The following is a 15,484-nucleotide window of genomic DNA, read 5'->3' on the forward strand; positions in this document are numbered from 1 at the left end:
ATCATCTCCTTGATTCCTTCTCGTATGTTCTCAACCGATGCCCGATTTTAGGGGTACGAAGTGGACTGCCTCAAGCACAGTTTGTTGCAGTTGACTTGCGCTGCGCTTTTCGAGCACGACGAGCGCCTGCTGTCCTGAGTGCGTCGTCATCGGCGCGACGATGCGGCCACCGATCGCGAGCTGGTGCACCCATGCGTCGGGCACCGCGTCACCGCCGGCCGCGGCGATGATTCCCGCATAGGGCGCGCCCTTGGCGTAGCCCACCATCCCGTCGCCGAACAGCAGGTGCACGTTGGGCAGGCGGAAGTGCCGCAGGTTGTCGCGCGCCTTCTCATGCAGGCCGCGCAGGCGCTCGATGCTGTACACCTGGGCAGCCACGCGAGCGAGCACCGCGGCCTGGTAGCCGCAGCCCGTGCCGATCTCCAGCACGCGTCCCAGCTTGCCCGACGCCTCGCGCCGGCCCCCGAGCAGCAATTGCGTCATGCGCGCGACGACGCTCGGCTTGCTGATCGTCTGCCCCAGGCCGATCGGCAGGCTCGTGTCTTCGTAGGCCTGGTTGACCAGCGCCGTGTCGACGAAGCGGTGCCGCTCGACGGCGCCCATCGCCTCGATCACCATCGAATCGCTGATACCTTGCGCCGCGAGCTTCTCGACCATCCGGCGCCGCACGGCCTGGGAATCGAGGCCGACACCGTTCGGGGTGGCGAGCGAGCGGGCCGGCGTCGGTACGGCAGGCTTCGCGGCGGGCGCGGCTTTCGCGTCCAGCCGCGCGGGAAACTGGGGCCGACGCGTCATCGCTGCAGCAGCTGCGACCACGCGCCCAGCGAATCGTGGTCAGTGAGGTCGACCTGCAGCGGCGTGACGGACACCTCGCCGTGCGCGGTCGCATGGAAATCCGTGCCTTCGCCGCCGTCCTTCGCCGGCCCGGCGCCGCCGATCCAGTACAGCGTCTCGCCATGCGGGCTCTGCTGCGCGATCACCTTCTCCGCCGCGTGGCGTCGGCCGAGGCGGCACGCCGTGAAAGCGCCGAGCTCCTCGTACGGCAGGTTCGGGATGTTCACGTTCAACAGCCACGGCCGATCACGCGACACCTGCGGCAGGACTTGCGCGACCAGGTCGCGTGCCTTGCGCGCCGCCGATTCGATGTGCGCCCAGCCCTTCTGCGTCTGCGAGAACGCGATGGCGGGGATGCCGAACAGGTAGCCTTCCATCGCCGCACCCACGGTGCCGGAATAGATCGTGTCGTCGCCCATGTTGGCGCCATTGTTGATGCCGCTGACGACGAGGTCGGGCCGGTAGCCGAGCAGGCCCGTGAGCGCGACGTGCACGCAATCGGCAGGCGTGCCGTTCACGTAGCGAAAGCCGTTGTTCGCCTGGCGCACCGACAGCGGCGCGTACAACGTGAGCGCGTTCGACTTCGCGCTGTTGTTGTGTTCGGGCGCGACCACTTCCACCTCGCCCAGGTCCCGGATGGCGTCGTACAGGGCGACCAGCCCGGGCGCCTGGAAGCCATCGTCGTTCGAAAGGAGGATTTTCATGAGTGAAGGGTGAGCACCAAATTGTAGGGTCGCGTCGCGACAGGGACACGCGCGATCGGCGCAACGCGCCTATCATCCCGCCGGACCTTTTGCGTATCGGAGACTTCGCCCATGCATGCCTGGCTTTGCGAGAACCCCACCGGCGTCGACGCGCTGCAATGGAAGGAACTGCCGACGCCGCAGCCCCAGGCCGGCGAAGTGCTCATCGAGATCAGGGCCGCGAGCCTGAACTTCCCGGACCTGCTGATCGTCCAGAACAAGTACCAGTTCAAGCCGCAGCCGCCCTTCGTGCCGGGCTCGGAATACGCCGGCATCGTCGCGGCGGTGGGCGAGGGCGTGACGCAACTCAAGGTCGGCCAGAGCGTCGCCTGCCTCTCGGGCACCGGCGGCTTCGCCACGCACGTGATCGCGCAGGCGGCGCAATGCGTGCCGCTGCCGCCGAACTTCCCGCACGTCGATGCCGCGGCGTTCATCATGACCTACGCCACGTCGCACCATGCCCTGCTCGATCGCGGGCAGTTGAAGGCGGGCGAAACCGTGCTGGTGCTCGGCGCCGCGGGCGGCGTGGGCACGGCGGCCATCCAGATCGCGAAGCTCGCGGGCGCACGCGTGATCGCGGCGGCATCGACCGACGAGAAGTGCGAGCTGTGCAAGGCGGAAGGCGCCCATGCCACGATCAACTACAGCCGCGAGAACCTGCGCGACGCGATCAAGGCCGCCACCGATGGCAAGGGTCCCGACGTGATCTACGACCCCGTGGGCGGGGACTTTGCCGAGCCCGCGTTCCGCTCGATCGCCTGGCGCGGCCGCTACCTGGTGATCGGCTTCGCCTCCGGGCCGATCCCGTCGCTGCCGCTCAACCTGCCGCTGCTCAAGGGCGCTTCGATCGTCGGCGTCTTCTGGGGCGACTTCGCCCGGCGCGAGCCCAAGGCCAACCAGGCGATGCTCGCCGAACTCGCGCGCTGGTACGGCGAAGGCAAGATCAAGCCCGTGATCGACCGCACCATGCCGATGGCCGAGCTCAAGGCGGCTTACGCGCACATGGGATCGCGTGCCGTCAAAGGCAAACTGGTCATGGTGAACTGAACGCGAAGCGCCGCGCAGCTATAATTGCTGCCTTCTACGGTGGCTGTAGCTCAGTTGGTAGAGTCCAGGATTGTGATTCCTGTCGTCGTGGGTTCGAGTCCCATCAGCCACCCCACCCCCCTCTCCCCTCCCAGTACCTGCCGCCTGCGATTTGATGTAGGCTGGCCCTCCCGTCAGTCGATCGAGGTGCCCCATGCAGGACGAAAACGTTCTCCAGCATATCTCCAGGCTCGTCCAGGAAGAACACGAGCTGCTCGCAGGCCCGCAGTCGGCCGAGGAAAAGGCCGAGCGCCTGAAGCATGTGGGCGAACAGCTCGACCAGTGCTGGGACCTGCTGCGGCAGCGCCGCGCGAAGCGCGAATTCGGCAACGATGCCGACTCCGCGCAGGTGCGCGACGTCGGCACCGTCGAGCGCTACACGGGCTGAACGCCCGATCGCTTATTTGGCCGCCGTGTCCTGCGGCTTGGCGACCAGGATCTGCGCCTTGAAGCGTGTCTTGAGCACGTTGTAGTAGGCGAGCCCTTCGGCCGACGCCCACCAGCGGTTGTACTGATCGAGCTCCTGCTTGGCCTGCTCCGGCGTGGGCGGATCGCGCGGGACCACCTTGGCCACCTTGACGATCGCGTAGCCCTGCTCGCCGAGGTCCACGCCGTTGAACGACGGCAGCGTGGCGGGATCCGCACGCAGGGCCGATTCGACCACCGGGGCCGGCTGCTGCTGCGTCTGCTGGCGCGACACGAGCACCGCCGCAGGCAGCTGCGCGCTCGCGGGGTTGGCCTTCCATGCCGCGAGCTTCTCGATGCCGTCCTTCTTCGCGAGTTCGGCGGCCCGCACGGCGACGACGCGCTCACGCACCTTGTCCTTCACCTCGGCGAGCGGCAGCGTGTGCGCCGGCACGTACTGGGCGATGCGCCCGGAGACGAGCGTGCTCGGCGCGACTTCCACGGCTTCGGTGTTGCGCTTCTTCTCGATACTGTCGGGCGAGAACAGCGCGGACAGGAACTTCGGGTTCGCGAGCGCACCGGTGACACCCTTGGGCGGCGTGCGCTGCACGTTCGCCGCGGTCTGCACCTGCAGCTTCAGCTTGTCGGCCGCGGGCTTGAGGCTGTCCGATTGCTCATAAACGGTGTTGCTGAAGGTCTCGGCGACTTCGGCGAACTTGCGCTGGGCCTGCTGCTGCTGCAACTGGGCCTCGAGTTCGGGCCGCACGTCCTGGAAGGTCTTCTGCTTGCCTTCGCGCACGTCGTTCAGCTTGATGATGTGGAAGCCGAATTCGCTCTCCGCCACGTTGCTGATCTCGCCCTTCTTCAGCGAAAAGATCGTGTCCTCCACGGGCTTCACGAAGGCGCCGCGGGTCTGCCAGTCGAGGTCGCCCCCGTTGGGCGCGGAGCCGGGGTCCTGCGAATTCTTCTTCGCGACTTCGGCGAAGCTCTCGGGGTTCTTGCGCACCTGCGCCAGCAGCTCCTGCGCCTTCACCTTGGCCTTGTCCTTCTCGGCCTGCGGCGCACCCGCGGCGGCCGCCACCAGGATGTGGCTCGCACGCCGCTGCTCGGGCACGGCGTACTTCGCGATGTTCTGCTCGTAATAGGTCTTGAGGTCGGCCTCGTTGACGGCGATGCCCTTCTTCACGGCGTCGAGGTCCAGCACCAGGTATTCGACCGTGGCCTGCTCGGGGGCCTGGAACTGCTCGGGGTGCGACTTGTAGAACGCTTCCAGGTCCGCATCGGTCGGGTTCACGCGCGCGGCGTAGTCCTTCGGATCGAAGCGCGCGACCTGGACCTCGCGCTTTTCGAAGAAGGCGTTGAGCGACGGCGCGGCCTGCGCCGGCGTGGCGAAACTCGTGGCCATCACGCCCTGCAGCACCTGGCGCGCCGTGAGGTCGCTGCGCACGCTTTCCTCGAACATCTCGGGGCTCATGCCTTGCGCGCCCACGAGCTGGCGGTACTTCGCCATGTCGAGTTTGCCGTCCGGCCCGCGCAGCGACTGGATCACCTGGTTCTGCTGCAGTTCGCGGGCCACCGCCGCGTCGCTCGCCGTGAGCTTGGCCTTGTCGCCCGCCGCCGCGATCACGCGGTCGCGCACCAGGCGCTCGAGCGTCGCGTACTTCGCCTGCGGCGAATCGAGCAGCTTCGGGTCGATGTTCGGAACCCGCGCGCGCAGCCGCTCCGTCTCCTGGCGGTGCGCGGCATCCCAGTCGCCTTGCAGGATCTCGTGGCCGTCGACCTTCGCGACCGCATCGCCCTTCTCGCGAAACCGGTTGTAGCCCTGGATGCCCACGAGCACGAACGAAGGGAAGATCAGCAGGAACAGGAGGACCTGCATGACCTTGTTGTGGGTACGGACGAAATCGAACATGTCTTCTCGGGTTGTCGCGAATGAACAAAAGGCGAACTGCCGTTCGCCTTCTTCGCTCTTGGTGGGTGCTGACGGGATCGAACCGCCGACCTACGCCTTGTAAGGGCGCCGCTCTACCAGCTGAGCTAAGCACCCCTCATGGCTTCACCTTTCAGTTCAGCGCGTCTTTCAGCGCCTTGCCGGGACGGAACTTGGGCACCTTGGCGGCCTTGATTTTAATCGCAGCGCCGGTGCGGGGATTGCGGCCGCTGCGCGCGGCGCGCTTGCCCACGGCGAAGGTGCCGAACCCGACCAGCGACACCGACCCGCCCTTCTTGAGCGTGGTCTTCACGGCGCCGATCATCGATTCCAGTGCGCGCGTGGCCGCGGCCTTGGAAATGTCGGCATGCTTGGCGATGTGCTCGATCAGTTCGGTCTTGTTCACGGGGCCCCTCGTGGAGAGAAATTGTTGAAGGATGCGTCTCTTCGTCGTTCTGCACTGCGCCTTGGAAAGCGCACCCGGCCGATTAGAGCCAGCGCCATAGCGCGTGTCAATACGATGGGTGCGTTTCAGTGCACAAGGAGGCGGATTCTAGACGCAAACTCGGCGCGCAATGTTGTTCCGAAGCCGTGCGGCAGTGCGCAAATTTCTCGTCGCGAAATGGGGCCGCGAAGCCTTACAGGGCCGCAGCGATCGCGCGCCCCAGGTCCGTGGTGCTCGCCTTGCCACCGATGTCCGGCGTGCGCGGTGCACCACTGGCGGGATCCAGCACCTTCTCGATCGCGCGCAGGATCGCATCGTGCGCATCCTTGTGGCCCAGGAACTCCAGCATCATCGCCCCGCACCAGATCTGCCCGATCGGGTTCGCGATGTTCCTGCCGTAGATGTCGGGCGCCGAGCCGTGCACCGGCTCGAACAGCGACGGGAACTTGCGATCCGGATTGAGGTTCGCGCTGGGCGCGATGCCGATCGTCCCGGTGCATGCGGGCCCCAGGTCCGACAGGATGTCGCCGAACAGGTTGCTGGCCACCACCACGTCGAAGAAGTCGGGCCGCTGCACGAAGTGCGCCGTGAGGATGTCGATGTGGAACTTGTCCGTCTTCACGCCGGGATACGACTTCGCCATCGCCTCGACCCGCTCGTCCCAGTACGGCATGGTGATCGCGATGCCGTTGGACTTGGTCGCGCTGGTGAGGTGCTTCTTCGGCCGGCTCTGGGCCAGCTCGAAGGCGAACTTGAGCACACGGTCGACGCCCGTTCGCGAGAAGACGCTCTCCTGCACCACGAACTCGCGCTCCGTGCCCGGGAACATGCGGCCGCCGACGGCCGAGTACTCGCCTTCGGTGTTCTCGCGCACGATGTACATGTCGATCTCGCCGGGCTCGCGCCGGCTGCCATCCTTGCGCACCACCGGGCAGGTGATGCCGGGCATCAGGCGCGCGGGTCGCAGGTTGACGTACTGGTCGAACTCGCGCCGGAACAGGATGAGCGATTGCCACAGCGAGACGTGGTCCGCGATCTTCTCGGGCCAGCCGACCGCGCCGAAGAAGATCGCGTCGTGGCCGCCGACGCGGTCCTTCCAGTCGTCGGGCATGTACTTGCCGTGCTTTTCGCAGTAGTCCCAGCTGCCGAAGTCGAAATGGTCGAAGGCGATGTCGATGCCGAACTTGCGCGCGGCGGCATCCACGACGCGCACGCCTTCGGGCATGACTTCCTTGCCGATGCCGTCGCCGGCGATGACTGCGATGCGCTTCTTGCTCATTTCATTGCTCCTTCAGGAATGGGATGGCTTGTTCGAGCAGCGCCTGCGGCGCTTCCTCGGCGATGTAGTGGCCGCACGGCAAGGCTGCACCGGTGACCTGGGTGGCGCGCTCGCGCCATAGCGCCAGCACGTCGAAACACTGCCCCACCACGCCATGGGCACCCCATAACACGCGAAGCGGCTGGGTGAGCTGCCGTCCGGCGGCGACGTCTTCACGGTCGTGCGCGAGGTCGATGCCGGCGCTGGCACGGTAATCGGCGCAGATCGCCTGCGCAGTGCCGGGAATGCTCGCGCAGCGTTCGTATTCGGCGAGCGCATCGGGCGCGAACGCAGCCAACCCGGCATGGCGCTTGCCCATCACGCTGCGTACGTAGCGCACGGGATCGGATTCGATCAGCGCCTCCGGCAGCGGCGGCGGCTGGATCAGGAAGAACCAGTGCCAGTACGCGCGCGCGAACGCCTCGCTCGTGCGCTGGTACATCGCGAGCGTCGGCGCGATGTCCAGCAGCATCAGCTGGCCGACCGCCGCGGGATGGTCCACGGCCAGGCGATGTGCTACGCGCGCACCTCGGTCGTGCGCCAGCACGTCGAAGCGCTCGAAGCCGCAGGCGCGCATGACCGCGAGGGCGTCGAGCGCCATCTCGCGCTTGCTGTAATGGCCGCTCCCTTCGCCGGGCGCGGGTCGGGCCGAGTCGCCGTAGCCGCGCAGGTCCATCAGCACCACCGTGAAGTGCCGCGCAAGCTGCGGAGCAACGCGGTGCCACATCGCATGCGTCTGGGGATGGCCGTGCATCAGCAACAGGGGCTCGCCCGCCCCCGCGCGGCGCACATTCAGGTGCACCCCGGCGCGCTCGACCGCCAATGTCTCGAAGCCTTCCAGCATGGGCGCATTCTGTCCCCCGCCTCCCCGGCGGACAAGCAATAATCGGGCAACCGATTCTTTCCGCTGATGCAAGAATCCACCGCCCTGCTCGACCGCTCCGACCTCGAACTGCTGCTGGCCATCCGGCGGCACGGCACGCTCGCCGCCGCGGCCATGGCGGCGGACGTCGTGCCGTCCGTGATCACGAAACGCCTGGCCGCGCTCGAAACACGCCTCGGCCTGAAGCTCTTCCATCGCACGACGCGGCGTGTGGCACCGACCCCCGAAGGCGAGGCGCTGTGCGAGCGCGCGCTGGAGCTGTTGCGCCAGTTCACGCAGATGGAGCTCGACCTGCGCGAGCGGCACGGACAGCCCGCCGGCACGATCCGGATCGCCGCCACCTTCGGGTTCGGGCGCCAGTGGGTGGGACCCGCTCTCGCGGACTTCCAGGCGCTCCATCCGCAGGTGCAGGTCGACCTGCAACTCACCGAACGCCTGCCCGACCTCGCGATCGAGGGATTCGACGGCGCCGTGTGGTTATGGTCGGTGCATGGCCAGCGGGCTTCGGCCTGGACCGGCCGTCGGCTCGCGCGCAACCAGCGTGTGCTCGCCGCGTCTCCCGCGTACCTGGAGCGCCACGGCGCACCCGCACGACCCGAGGACCTTGCCCAGCACGAATGCCTGGTGGTGCGCGAACACGACGAGCGCTACGACCTGTGGCGACTGCAAAGGGACCGCGACCGCACCGAGTCGCGGGTGCGCGTGCACGGGGCGCTCTCGAGCAACTCGGGCGAGCTGGTGCGCGAGTGGTGCCTGGCCGGACGCGGCATCATGCTGCGCAGCCTGTGGGACATCGCGCCGCTGCTCGCGACCGGGCAACTGCAGCGCGTGCTGCCGTCGTACTCGATGCTCGATGCCGACATCCACTGGCTCGCGCCGCACCAGGCGCAGGTGCCGAGGCGCATCCGGCTGCTGGTCGACTTCCTCGCCGAGCGGTTCCGCGACGAACCCTGGCGCCTCAAGCGCGCGAGCGCACGACCAGCGCCACGCCGACGGCCGTGAGCGCCATGCCTGCGACGGTGAGCGCGGTGATGGGCTCACCGAACAGCACCCAGGCCATCAAGGCGGTACAGGGCGGCACGAGGTAGAGCAGGCTCGTCACCGCCGTCGCGGCGCCGCGCTGGATCAGCAGGTACAGCAACGAACTGCCGCCGAGCGTGAGCGCCAGCACGGACCACGCCATCGCGCCTGCCAGCTGGCCGTTCCAGTGCATGGTTTCGCTTTCCGCGAGCGCGATCGGCAGCGTGATGACCAGTGCGGCGGTGAGCTGCACCAGGTTGGCCGTGCGCACATCGCAGGGCTGCACGAAGCGCTTCTGGTACAGCGTGCCCGCCGTGATACTGACCAGCGCACCGAAAGCGAACAGCAGGTTGAGCGCGTGCACTTCCCCCAGCCCGAGCTTCTGCCAGACCACGAGCACGAGGCCCGCCAACCCCAGGACGAGACCGGCCCATTGCCGCCCACGCACCTCGCCGCCGCGCGCCGATACCCATACCGCCGTCAGCACCGGTTGCAGGCCGACGAGCAGTGCCGCGAGGCCCGCGCCCATGCCGTCCTTGACCGCCGCCCAGACGCCGCCGAGATAACCCGCGTGCATCAACGCGCCGGTGACCGACAGGTGAAGGACCTGCGAGCGGTCGCGCGGCCAGGCCGCACGCGCGGCGAAAGCCCACACGCCGAAACAAAGCACCGAGAACAGGTAACGCAGCACCAGGAACTTGAACGGCGGCGAATGCGGCATGCCGTAGCGCGCGACGATGAAGCCGGTGCTCCAGATCAGCACGAACACGGCGGGCATCGCCGCGACCAGGCGGTCCCGGCGCGAATCGGTGGACATCGGGCGGCTAGTGCTTCACGCGGCTGCGGATTTCCGGCAGCGCCTTCTGCAGGTAGTAGACCATCGACCAGACCGTGAGGATGGCCGCCACCCAGATCAGCAGCGTCCCCCAGAACAGCGTGTCGATCACATCGAAGAGCTGGCCGTCGAAGAGCAGGAACGGGATCGCGATCATCTGCACCGTCGTCTTCACCTTGCCGATCATGTGCACGGCCACGCTCTTGGAGGCGCCGATGTGCGCCATCCACTCGCGCAAGGCGGAGATCGCGATCTCCCGGCCGATGATGATCAGCGCCACGAACACGTCGGCGCGCTTCAGGTGCACCAGCACCAGCAGTGACGCGCAGACGAGGAACTTGTCGGCCACCGGGTCGAGGAACGCGCCGAACGACGAGGTCTGATTGAGCCGCCGCGCGAGATAGCCGTCCAGCCAGTCCGTGAGCGCGAACACGACGAACATCACCGTCGCCGTCATGTTCTGCGTCGTTGGCGCGATCGGCAGGTAGAACACCCCCACGATCAGCGGGATCGCGACGATGCGCGTCCAGGTCAGGATCGTGGGGATGGTGAAGAACATGCCCCGATTCTAGGGGCGGCTAGTGCAGGGCCCGGTAGATTTCTTCGGCCAGTTCGCGCGAGATGCCATCGACGCTGGCGATGTCGTCGACGCCGGCTGCCGCGACGCCGCGCACGCCCCCGAAGCGTTGCAACAGGCGCGCGCGCTTCTTGGCGCCTATGCCCGGGATTTCCTCGAGCCGGCTGCCGCCCACGCGCACCTTGGCTCGCCGTGCGCGCATGCCCGTGATGGCGAAGCGGTGCGCCTCGTCGCGGATCTGGGCGACCAGCATCAGTGCCGCCGACTCGCGCCCCAGGTAGACCTTGTCCCGGCCGTCGGCGAACACGAGTTCCTCCAGGCCGACCTTGCGGCCCTCGCCCTTCTCGACCCCGACGATCACCGAGAGGTCCAGCCCCAGCTCGGCGAACACCTCGCGCGCCATGCTCACCTGCCCCTTGCCGCCGTCCACCAGCACCAGGTCCGGCAAACGTTGCGCGCTGCCCCCGGCCGATTTCGGGGTCGCCTCCGGCGGGTCGCGGCCCGCCTCGGCCAGCTTGGCGTAGCGGCGCATCAGCACCTGGCGCATCGCCGCGTAATCGTCGCCCGGCGTGATGCCGTCGATGTTGTAGCGGCGGTACTCCGAGTTCTGCATCTTGTGGTGGTGATAGACCACGCAGGAGGCCTGCGTCGCTTCGCCCGCGGTGTGCGAGATGTCGAAGCACTCGATGCGGAAGGTGTCGAGGTTGTCCGGCGCCAGGTCCAGTGCCTCCACCAGCGCACGCGTGCGGGCCTGCTGCGAGCCTTCCTCGGCCAGCAGGCGCGTGAGCTGGATCTCGGCGTTCTTCTCGGCCATCTCCAGCCACAGGCGCCGCTGCTCGCGCGGCGCGTGCACCGCATTGATCCGGATGCCGGTCTGCTCCGACAACGCCGCGATCAGTTCGCGGGTCACCTGGTGGCTCGTGATCAGCGTCGAGGGCACCGGCACTCCGATGTAGTGCTGCGCGATGAACGCTTCGAGCACCTGCGCTTCCACCGGCATGCGTTCGACTTCCCCAATGGCCTCGTCGAACTCCTGCACCGCGCTCGCGTCCTCGATGTGCGTCGGGAAGTACGGCCGGTCGCCCAGGTGGCGCCCGCCGCGCACCATCGCCAGGTTCACGCAGGCGCGCCCGCCCTCCACGCGCACGGCCAGGATGTCGACGTCCTTGTCCGAGATCGTCTCCACCGACTGCTGGTGCAGCACGCGCGAGAGCGCGCTCATCTGGTTGCGCAGTTCCGCGGCCTGCTCGAATTCGAGCTTCTCCGCGTGTTCCATCATCCGCTTCTCGAGCTCGGCGAGCACCGCCTGCGTATCGCCGCGCAGGAAGGCCTCGGCGTTCTCCACGTCCTTGCGGTAGTCCCCCGGCGCGACCAGGCCCACGCAAGGCCCGGAGCAGCGCTTGATCTGGTACAGCAGGCAGGGCCGCGTGCGGTTGGCGAACACCGTGTCCTCGCAGGTGCGCAGGCGGAACACCTTCTGCAGCAGCTGGATCGATTCCTTCACCGCCCAGGCGTTCGGGTACGGGCCGAAGTAGCGGTGCTTGCGGTCCACCGCGCCGCGGTAGTAGGCGACGCGCGGGTACTCGTGCGATTCGAGCTTCAGGTACGGGTAGCTCTTGTCGTCGCGAAAGAGGATGTTGTAGCGCGGGTTGAGCGTCTTGATGAGGTTGTTCTCGAGCAGCAGCGCTTCCGCTTCCGAACGCACCACCGTCGTCTCCAGCCGCGCGATCTTGCCGATCATGTGGCCGATGCGCGTGCCGCCATGGTTCTTCTGGAAGTAGCTGGAGACGCGCTTTTTCAGGTCGCGCGCCTTCCCGACGTACAGCACGTTCTCCTGCGCGTCGAAATAGCGGTACACGCCCGGCAGGTGCGGCAACGCCGTCACCTGCGCCAGCAGTTCCTCGGAATGGCTCTCGGACATGGCCGTATTGTGGACAATGATTTGAAGCGAAGCGCAAATCATTGCGGCGCAGACTCACTTTGCGAAGCAAAGTTATGTCGGAGCCACAATCGCTATCCTGTTTGCAGCATGCTTTGGGACATCTTCTGCAACGTCATCGACAACCACGGCGACATCGGCGTGTGCTGGCGGCTTTCCGCCGAGCTCGCGCGCCGCGGCGAGGCGGTGCGGCTGCGCGTCGACGATGCGAGCGCGCTGGCGTGGATGGCGCCCGAAGGCCAGGACGGCGTGCAGGTGCTGCCCTGGGCCAGCGAACCGGGGCCGGGCGACGTCGTGATCGAGGCCTTCGGCTGCGAACTGCCGCAGGCCTTCCAGGCGCTGATCGCCGCGCGCACCAAGGCCGAAGGGCGGCAGCCGGCGTGGCTCAATCTCGAGTACCTCACGGCGGAATCCTTCGCGCAGCGCGGTCACGGCCTGCCGTCGCCGGTGCTTGCCGGTCCCGCAGCCGGCCTGGCCAAGCGGTTCTTCTATCCGGGATTCGTGCCGGGCACGGGTGGGTTGATTCGCGAACAGGATCTGCTGCGCGGACAGGAATCTTTCGACGCGGATGCCTGGCTGGCCTCGCGGGGCATTCAGGCCCCCGGCCTGCGGATGGTCAGCCTGTTTTGCTATGAGCCGCAGGCCTTGCGGCAGTTGCTCCCGCAACTCGGCGCCAGGCCAACTCGCCTGCTCGTGACGGCCGGGCGCGCCGCCGCCGCCATGCGTGCCGTGCTGGGCGACGCGACGACCCAGGGCCAGCTGTCGGTGCAGTTCCTGCCGCTGATGCCGCAGCCCGACTTCGACCACCTGCTCTGGTCCTGCGACTTCAACTTCGTGCGCGGCGAGGATTCGCTGGTGCGTGCCCTGTGGGCCGGCAAGCCGTTCGCGTGGCAGCTCTATCCGCAGCACGACGATGCGCACCACGCGAAGCTGGAGGCGTTCCTCGACTGGCTGGCCGCGCCGGCTTCGCTGCGCGAGTTCCACCGCGGCTGGAATGCGATGACGCCTCGGCTATCGTCCTTCGAGCCTTCCTTGTGGGAAGACACGGCCCGCCAGGCGCGCGACCGCCTGCTGGCCCAGGACGACCTGGTCACTCAGTTGACGCGCTTCGTCCTGCAGCCCGCGAAGATGTCGAGCGCCGGATCGTAGGCGCTCGTCTGCACCGAGAACACGCCCAGCAGCGAGTGGAACAGGCTGTCGTGGCTGACCGGCTGACCGGCCCGGCGGCGAAGGCAGACTTCGTCCACGCCGACGTCGGCCCGAAATGCCGGCGACAGCCACACCACGAATGGCACGTGCTTCTGGACATCGGGAGCGATCGCATACGGCACGCCATGCAGGTACAGGCCTTGCTCGCCCAGCGATTCGCCGTGGTCCGACACGTACAGCATCGCCGTATCGTGCGTCTTCTGGGCCTCGGCGAGGAAATCGACCAGCTTGCCGAGGAAGAAGTCGGCGTAGAGGATCGTGTTGTCGTACGCGTTGACGATGGCCTGGCCGTCGCACTGGCGCAGGTCGTCGGAATCGCAGGTGGGCTGGAAGCGCTGGAACGCGGGCGGGTAGCGCTTGTAGTAGGCCGGCCCGTGGCTGCCGAGCTGGTGCATCACCACCAGCAGGTTGCCCCGGCGGTCGCGCACTACCTGGTCCATGCCGCGCAGCAGGATCTCGTCGAAGCACTGGCCGTCCGCGCACAGGCCAGGGACGGTTTCGTGGTCCAGTTGCTGCACCGGCACGCCGTCGCACACCCCCTTGCAGCCGGACTGGTTGTCGCGCCACAGCACGCCGACGCCCGCGCGGGCCAGCACGTTCAGCACGGACTCGTGCGAGGCGATCCGGTACTCGTCGTAATGCGCGCGGCCGAAAGGCGAAAACATGCACGGCAGCGACACCTCGGTGGATGTGCCGCATGACGTCGCGTCGCGGAAATTGATCACGCTGCGCTTGGCCAGTTCCGGATTCGTCTCGCGCGCATAGCCGTTCAGCGAGAAATTCTGCGCACGCGCCGTTTCTCCGACCACGAGCACGAAAAGCATCGGGCGCTCGCGCGGCGGCGCGACCACCTTCGCATCGGCCCCCACGACGAGCTTCGGCTGGCCCGCAGGCAGGCTCTGGTCCAGCGCGTTCTGCGCCAGCGCGATGAGCGCGTTGCCCGGCGTGATGAGCCAGCGCATCTCGCGATGGTTGCGCATGAGCGAAGCGAAATCAGCGAATACCAGCAACAGGCTGCCGACACCCAGCACGAGCGCGCAGACAGTGACCCCGGTGCGGATGGCCGCCGCCCGGCGCCAGGGTCGATCCTTGATCGTGGTCCACCAGACCAGCGCAGAGGGCAGCACCCCGAACGCGGCCAGGTGCACGGCCAGGCCCCAGCCCAGCAGCTCGCTGGCCTCCTTGAAGTTGGTCGCCGTGACGTTGCGCACCATCGTCCGGTCGAGGTAGATCGCGTACCGCTCCATGAAGTACGACGCGCCGGCCGTCACCAGCAGCAGCACGGTGAGCAGCGGCTTGACCGTGTGCCGCGTTGAAAACATCGCCGTGATCGCGAAATGGATCGAGGCGAGCGAGACGAACACCGCCCCGGCGAAGAGCCAGGTCGCAGGCTCGGCCCAGGGCCGGTTTGCGAGCGCCGCGTGCCAGAACGGCCCGTTGCCGGCCAGCAGGATGAACACGGCCGCGCCGGCGAGCAGCGTCTCGGTATGAACGGCGGGGCGGGACTTCATGGCGGGCGAGTATGCCTGCCTCGCATGAAGCCGGCGAAGAGGTTAGAATTAAGGGCTTTGCGCGGACCCCGCGCCCTGCCGCAACCCAGCCGATTTCTTCGAGACGCGTGTTGCCGGCCCCCCACCCGAAGCTTACGAACATGAAAATCGCTCAAGAAATCCGCGCCGGCAACGTGATCATGCAATCCGGCAACCCGTGGGTCGTCCTGAAGACCGAATACGCCCGGGGCGGGCGCAACGCCGCCACCGTGCGCATGAAGCTCAAGAGCCTCCTGAACAACCAGGGCACGGAAATCGTCTTCAAGGCCGACGACAAGATGGACCAGATCGTCCTGGACAAGAAGGACTGCACCTACTCCTACTTCGCCGACCCGATGTACGTGTGGATGGACTCCGAGTACAACCAGTACGAGGTCGAGAAGGAAAACATGGGCGACGCCCTGAACTACCTCGAGGAAGGCATGCCCGCCGAGGTGGTGTTCTACGAAGGCAAGGCCATCTCGGTGGAACTGCCCACCAGCGTCGAGCGCGAAATCACCTGGACCGAGCCGGCCGTCAAGGGCGACACCTCGGGCAAGGTGCTCAAGCCCGCCAAGATCGCGACCGGCTTCGAGATCGGCGTGCCGATCTTCGTGGCCCAGGGCGACAAGGTGGAAATCGACACGCGCACGGGCGAATACCGCCGCCGCGTCTGACGGCGCGCAGCAATTGCGACAATGAGGGCTCCGGAAAGGGGCCCTTTTTCATTC

15 protein-coding genes and 2 tRNA genes are annotated in these 15,484 nt (G+C 67.2%); 6 read left to right on the forward strand and 11 right to left on the reverse strand.

All coding sequences use genetic code 11. From position 1 onward, the window contains the following. Window positions 1-30 precede the first annotated feature (30 nt). The gene (locus AC3EF3_RS11760; protein ID WP_488532335.1) at window positions 31-795 is read right to left on the reverse strand and encodes a protein-L-isoaspartate(D-aspartate) O-methyltransferase; all 765 of its coding nucleotides are present in this window, start codon (window positions 793-795) and stop codon (window positions 31-33) included. After that, the gene (surE, locus tag AC3EF3_RS11765) at window positions 792-1,538 is read right to left on the reverse strand and encodes a 5'/3'-nucleotidase SurE (RefSeq protein ID WP_488532336.1); all 747 of its coding nucleotides are present in this window, start codon (window positions 1,536-1,538) and stop codon (window positions 792-794) included. The genes AC3EF3_RS11760 and surE overlap by 4 nt, the downstream gene beginning before the upstream one ends. A 111-nt stretch (window positions 1,539-1,649) precedes the next feature. Here surE and AC3EF3_RS11770 point away from each other — a divergent pair, with 111 nt between their 5' ends. The 3 genes from AC3EF3_RS11770 (at window position 1,650) to AC3EF3_RS11780 (ending at window position 3,051) form a co-directional block, all read left to right on the forward strand. Then, complete coding sequence (locus AC3EF3_RS11770) at window positions 1,650-2,624, forward strand: NADPH:quinone oxidoreductase family protein (protein WP_488532337.1); 975 nt, start codon at window positions 1,650-1,652, stop codon at window positions 2,622-2,624. Between the two features lie 39 nt (window positions 2,625-2,663). Further along, window positions 2,664-2,739: transfer RNA gene (locus tag AC3EF3_RS11775), tRNA-His, on the forward strand. Between the two features lie 78 nt (window positions 2,740-2,817). Beyond that, the gene (locus tag AC3EF3_RS11780) at window positions 2,818-3,051 is read left to right on the forward strand and encodes a DUF2630 family protein (RefSeq protein WP_488532338.1); all 234 of its coding nucleotides are present in this window, start codon (window positions 2,818-2,820) and stop codon (window positions 3,049-3,051) included. Between the two features lie 12 nt (window positions 3,052-3,063). Here AC3EF3_RS11780 and AC3EF3_RS11785 read toward each other — a convergent pair whose 3' ends face one another. From AC3EF3_RS11785 to AC3EF3_RS11805, 5 genes are all read right to left on the reverse strand, one after another. Further along, on the reverse strand, window positions 3,064-4,980 hold the full coding sequence (locus AC3EF3_RS11785) for a SurA N-terminal domain-containing protein (protein ID WP_488532339.1): 1,917 nt from the start codon (window positions 4,978-4,980) through the stop codon (window positions 3,064-3,066). A 59-nt stretch (window positions 4,981-5,039) separates the two neighbouring features. Further along, window positions 5,040-5,115 (reverse strand) — tRNA-Val (locus AC3EF3_RS11790). 16 nt (window positions 5,116-5,131) lie between these two features. Beyond that, complete coding sequence (locus AC3EF3_RS11795; protein WP_048438803.1) at window positions 5,132-5,404, reverse strand: HU family DNA-binding protein; 273 nt, start codon at window positions 5,402-5,404, stop codon at window positions 5,132-5,134. Window positions 5,405-5,636: 232 nt separating this feature from the next. Next, window positions 5,637-6,722 (reverse strand): tartrate dehydrogenase, encoded by a 1,086-nt coding sequence (locus tag AC3EF3_RS11800; protein WP_488532340.1) that lies wholly within the window; start codon window positions 6,720-6,722, stop codon window positions 5,637-5,639. Window position 6,723: 1 nt separating this feature from the next. Further along, a complete protein-coding gene (locus AC3EF3_RS11805; protein ID WP_488532341.1) occupies window positions 6,724-7,605 on the reverse strand; it encodes an alpha/beta fold hydrolase in 882 nt (293 codons plus the stop codon). A gap of 66 nt (window positions 7,606-7,671) precedes the next feature. Here AC3EF3_RS11805 and AC3EF3_RS11810 point away from each other — a divergent pair, with 66 nt between their 5' ends. Further along, on the forward strand, window positions 7,672-8,646 hold the full coding sequence (locus AC3EF3_RS11810) for a LysR family transcriptional regulator (protein WP_488532342.1): 975 nt from the start codon (window positions 7,672-7,674) through the stop codon (window positions 8,644-8,646). Here AC3EF3_RS11810 and AC3EF3_RS11815 read toward each other — a convergent pair. The 3 genes from AC3EF3_RS11815 to uvrC are packed head-to-tail and all read right to left on the reverse strand — an operon-like array spanning window position 8,603 to window position 11,997. After that, entirely contained in the window at window positions 8,603-9,481 is an 879-nt protein-coding gene (locus tag AC3EF3_RS11815; protein WP_488532343.1) for a DMT family transporter, read from the reverse strand. The two genes, AC3EF3_RS11810 and AC3EF3_RS11815, sit on opposite strands and share 44 nt — an antisense overlap. A 7-nt stretch (window positions 9,482-9,488) precedes the next feature. Beyond that, on the reverse strand, window positions 9,489-10,058 hold the full coding sequence (pgsA, locus tag AC3EF3_RS11820; RefSeq protein ID WP_488532344.1) for a CDP-diacylglycerol--glycerol-3-phosphate 3-phosphatidyltransferase: 570 nt from the start codon (window positions 10,056-10,058) through the stop codon (window positions 9,489-9,491). Between the two features lie 19 nt (window positions 10,059-10,077). After that, window positions 10,078-11,997: an excinuclease ABC subunit UvrC gene (uvrC, locus tag AC3EF3_RS11825; protein ID WP_488532345.1), complete on the reverse strand. Its 1,920-nt coding sequence runs from the start codon at window positions 11,995-11,997 to the stop codon at window positions 10,078-10,080. A gap of 108 nt (window positions 11,998-12,105) precedes the next feature. On the opposite strand from uvrC, the gene earP reads away from it, so the two are divergent. Further along, window positions 12,106-13,164 carry an elongation factor P maturation arginine rhamnosyltransferase EarP gene (gene earP, locus AC3EF3_RS11830; RefSeq protein WP_488532346.1) on the forward strand — a complete coding sequence of 353 codons (1,059 nt, stop codon included), beginning with the start codon at window positions 12,106-12,108 and terminating at the stop codon, window positions 13,162-13,164. On the opposite strand, the gene AC3EF3_RS11835 is transcribed toward earP, so the two are convergent. After that, complete coding sequence (locus AC3EF3_RS11835; RefSeq protein WP_488532347.1) at window positions 13,110-14,735, reverse strand: phosphoethanolamine transferase; 1,626 nt, start codon at window positions 14,733-14,735, stop codon at window positions 13,110-13,112. The two genes, earP and AC3EF3_RS11835, sit on opposite strands and share 55 nt — an antisense overlap. A gap of 140 nt (window positions 14,736-14,875) precedes the next feature. Between AC3EF3_RS11835 and efp the strand changes: the two genes are divergently transcribed. Beyond that, window positions 14,876-15,430, forward strand: coding sequence for an elongation factor P (efp, locus tag AC3EF3_RS11840; protein ID WP_488532348.1), 555 nt, complete (start codon window positions 14,876-14,878; stop codon window positions 15,428-15,430). Window positions 15,431-15,484: the final 54 nt, after the last annotated feature.

It is taken from the genome of Ramlibacter sp. GS1-15 (genome assembly GCF_057785015.1).

Excerpts from the sequence above, each read along its gene's own strand:
- AC3EF3_RS11760 (WP_488532335.1), bottom strand. The coding sequence starts at position 795 with ATGACGCGTCGGCCCCAGTTTCCCGCGCGGCTGGACGCGAAAGCCGCG.
- surE (WP_488532336.1), bottom strand. The coding sequence starts at position 1,538 with ATGAAAATCCTCCTTTCGAACGACGATGGCTTCCAGGCGCCCGGGCTG.
- AC3EF3_RS11770 (WP_488532337.1), top strand. The coding sequence starts at position 1,650 with ATGCATGCCTGGCTTTGCGAGAACCCCACCGGCGTCGACGCGCTGCAA.
- AC3EF3_RS11780 (WP_488532338.1), top strand. The coding sequence starts at position 2,818 with ATGCAGGACGAAAACGTTCTCCAGCATATCTCCAGGCTCGTCCAGGAA.
- AC3EF3_RS11785 (WP_488532339.1), bottom strand. The coding sequence starts at position 4,980 with ATGTTCGATTTCGTCCGTACCCACAACAAGGTCATGCAGGTCCTCCTG.
- AC3EF3_RS11800 (WP_488532340.1), bottom strand. The coding sequence starts at position 6,722 with ATGAGCAAGAAGCGCATCGCAGTCATCGCCGGCGACGGCATCGGCAAG.
- AC3EF3_RS11805 (WP_488532341.1), bottom strand. The coding sequence starts at position 7,605 with ATGCTGGAAGGCTTCGAGACATTGGCGGTCGAGCGCGCCGGGGTGCAC.
- AC3EF3_RS11810 (WP_488532342.1), top strand. The coding sequence starts at position 7,672 with ATGCAAGAATCCACCGCCCTGCTCGACCGCTCCGACCTCGAACTGCTG.
- AC3EF3_RS11815 (WP_488532343.1), bottom strand. The coding sequence starts at position 9,481 with ATGTCCACCGATTCGCGCCGGGACCGCCTGGTCGCGGCGATGCCCGCC.
- pgsA (WP_488532344.1), bottom strand. The coding sequence starts at position 10,058 with ATGTTCTTCACCATCCCCACGATCCTGACCTGGACGCGCATCGTCGCG.
- uvrC (WP_488532345.1), bottom strand. The coding sequence starts at position 11,997 with ATGTCCGAGAGCCATTCCGAGGAACTGCTGGCGCAGGTGACGGCGTTG.
- earP (WP_488532346.1), top strand. The coding sequence starts at position 12,106 with ATGCTTTGGGACATCTTCTGCAACGTCATCGACAACCACGGCGACATC.
- AC3EF3_RS11835 (WP_488532347.1), bottom strand. The coding sequence starts at position 14,735 with ATGAAGTCCCGCCCCGCCGTTCATACCGAGACGCTGCTCGCCGGCGCG.
- efp (WP_488532348.1), top strand. The coding sequence starts at position 14,876 with ATGAAAATCGCTCAAGAAATCCGCGCCGGCAACGTGATCATGCAATCC.